We start from the raw sequence: 2,751 nt of genomic DNA, 5'->3' as shown, positions 1-2,751 counted from the left end.
TAGCTTACCAATGCAACTTTTTACTGTGCGAGACCGTCCTGATTCTGTTCCTGTTGCCTGTTTGATAAAAAAAAACCGTAGAAGTTCACGGGGTTAGCGTGGCAGAAGAGAAGGAGGAGTCCGACCAGAACGAGCACTCAAGACAGATTCAGTCAGGAACTCAAGAATATTCCGGTCTTGCAGCTTGAGAGAAGACACGACGGTGAGTAAACGGGCAACAAACAGACTTCCTGCTGCTGAATCTGAACCAAAGCTAGTCCGTCGCCAAATCACAGCAGGGCGAATGGCTCTCTCAGCGGCATTATTGGTCGGCTCTACACCATCTGAGGAGATAAATAACCACAGAGCCACTTCCAACTTTAGTAAATTACGGCAAGTCCGCACAGTTTTTGCCAGTGGGGTCTTTTCCCTCTCGTCGATGTCTAACTGCGAAGCTTCTAGCAAGATGCTCAAAACTTCAGTCTTAATAGGTTCAACCCTTTCTTTCAACTCCGAACGAGTGAGTTGGTCATTTCTAAATTTATGCCAGAGATTGAAAAGCTCTTTTTCCTGCTCCAGCAAGGATTTGCCGATTTGGGCTGAAGCTCCAACTCGTTCGGATATTTGAATAAAATCTCGTTTGAGGTGTGCCCAACACAGTTGCCTGTGATTGACATCCACCCAATTATAGGCAGGGCAACGATCGCTGGTGATCGAGCCACTAAAAGTTTCGCCCAAAACCGTTTGAGCAGCACTACTAGCTCTGCTTAAAATTACCTGAAAGCTCTGAATCAATGGCGTTACAGCCACCCACAGCCAACCGCTGGTCTTGGTGGCATTTAGACCATCTCCATTCCGCTGCTGAAATCCAGTCTCATCTACTCCCACATTCGGCTGCTGCTGGATGTAATGTTGGGCTGCTGTGACCCCATCGCCAACTGCCTCACTCACTTCTGTCCGTAGACGATTGATAGTGCCGACGGACATTTCAATCCCAAATACCGCCTGCATCAGCGCACGTATTTGGCGGTAGGATTGTCGATACTCACTACTGAATAAACCTACATAGGCTGCTGTTCTTGGACCATATCCACCCATTCCTATTATTTCGGTCATTTCTGGGGCTTGATTTTCTTTCCCACAACAAGTACAGGTAATTGGATGAAACTGATGTTCGATGACGAGCCGCTGTACTGGTGGGACTTCCACTACTTGATGTCGATATGCTTGACCATTATTTTCAATCTCTAGGATGCCTCCACATCCACTACATTGCTGTGGGTAATGGTTGATTACTTCTTGACACATTTCGGTCGGGTATAGCTTCCGTTCATGTCCCGAATGTCCTAGTTGCCCACCCCGCTTCTTTCCGGTGGGTTCCTTTCTATTTGGCTTAAATCCTTGAGGATTCTTCGATGGTGGTTGTGATGAATTTGCCGAAGTTCTGGCTAATTGCTCTTTGAGAAGCTCGTTTTCTGTTCTCAGTTCCCCTATTTCCTGTTCAAACTGATCCATCCTACCCACTAATTCGTAAATTAGTTCGAGGATGCTGCCTGGCACTTGCGCCCACTCTGCTGGGCTGATTGCCGCCATTAATTCCGGCACTGTCTTCTCCATGTGCCTCACCTTATCAGATTTTTTGGGTTTTTGCTACCCCCGTGAACTTCTACAAAAAACCAACCTCGGGCCCGACTAATTCTAGCCATTGCTCTCGAATATGCTTTTCGATTGTTTCCAGACTTGATAATTCTGAGACCGGAGTATTTGTGTACATAATCTCGGCAATCTCAGCAGCACAAGCTTTTAAACGCTCCTTCTGTTCAGGGGTCATAGCCACTCCTCCTACAAATGCAGTTCACGCTTCCGTTGACGCTCTACCTATTATCCTCTCTGGATAGCACTTTTACAAAATCGGGATGCTCCCCATTGTAATTCTCTCCTTTACTTTTTACACAAGTCTATCACATCTTTAAAAAAATGGTATAACCCCGATTGTCAGCAAAGGATTAGGGAAAAATAGTGAAGGCTCAGGGCAACTCGACATCGGCGGCTTCGCTCTACAACCTTTTAGCCATAAGCGCTTGCTCTACTCCCCCTGTCAGCCGCAGAACGTGGATTTCATTTCAAACAAGCGCGTTCACTAATTATAAGAGACAGTAGTAGCTCAGGTGATGGTGCAGTCGCGTAGTATAGGTTGCCAAGGGTTTGTGGCTTGCAAAAAATACCGCTGTTCTACAACTGTGTTATTTGCTTGGAAACCCTACGGGTTTCCAAAATCTACATACGTACTGCATCTATCTACATATGTGCTGCATAGTGCGAAACCCTACGGCCTTCGGACATCTACATACGTGCTGGATGTGTTTTGCTCAAAGTGTGCTACGCTTCGCCCTCAAACTTGCTCAGCAGTTCTTGCAATTTCACCTTACCGTCTGCGAACTTTCTCCCCTTCATCTTGAGAATATTCTCAATAATCCAAGTATTAGTTTTGCCCACTTCCCGTGACTTACAGATTTCCGCATACAGCGATTTATCTAGGGGAGTTGGCTCGGAAGCGGTAGCTAAGGTAGTCACTTCCGGTTCCGGTAAGTCCGCGCTGTATATAGCCTCCAGCGCTTGCCGTGAAGCTTCCAAGTCTTCCCCTGGGGAAGCTAATATCGCCTCAGCTTCCTGTTGGCGCTGCTGCTGACTTACATATCGGGACTTAAACAAATTTTAAGCCCAAACAAAGCCTAAACTGGCTTTATAAGCGGAGAATACGTCCCAATTTTG

Annotated in this window: 3 protein-coding genes; all 3 read right to left on the bottom strand. The window is 46.6% G+C overall.

From position 1 onward, the window contains the following. Positions 1-93: 93 nt before the first annotated feature. The 3 genes from tnpC to QUB51_RS30195 all read right to left on the bottom strand — a co-directional run bounded on the left by tnpC (position 94) and on the right by QUB51_RS30195 (position 2,691). Positions 94-1,596: an IS66 family transposase gene (gene tnpC / locus QUB51_RS30205; protein WP_333058662.1), complete on the bottom strand. Its 1,503-nt coding sequence runs from the start codon at positions 1,594-1,596 to the stop codon at positions 94-96. A 49-nt stretch (positions 1,597-1,645) separates the two neighbouring features. Further along, entirely contained in the window at positions 1,646-1,810 is a 165-nt protein-coding gene (locus QUB51_RS30200; RefSeq protein WP_333212858.1) for a hypothetical protein, read from the bottom strand. Between the two features lie 548 nt (positions 1,811-2,358). Further along, complete coding sequence (locus QUB51_RS30195; RefSeq protein ID WP_333264543.1) at positions 2,359-2,691, bottom strand: hypothetical protein; 333 nt, start codon at positions 2,689-2,691, stop codon at positions 2,359-2,361. Positions 2,692-2,751: the final 60 nt, after the last annotated feature.

This window comes from Microcoleus sp. AT8-A3, assembly GCF_036705675.1.
GTDB lineage: Bacteria > Cyanobacteriota > Cyanobacteriia > Cyanobacteriales > Microcoleaceae > Microcoleus.
This window is presented reverse-complemented; position numbering and strand designations above follow the sequence as displayed.

Bases quoted from the DNA above. Each gene is read 5' to 3' on its own strand.
- tnpC (WP_333058662.1), bottom strand. From the start codon at position 1,596: ATGGAGAAGACAGTGCCGGAATTAATGGCGGCAATCAGCCCAGCAGAG.
- QUB51_RS30200 (WP_333212858.1), bottom strand. From the start codon at position 1,810: ATGACCCCTGAACAGAAGGAGCGTTTAAAAGCTTGTGCTGCTGAGATT.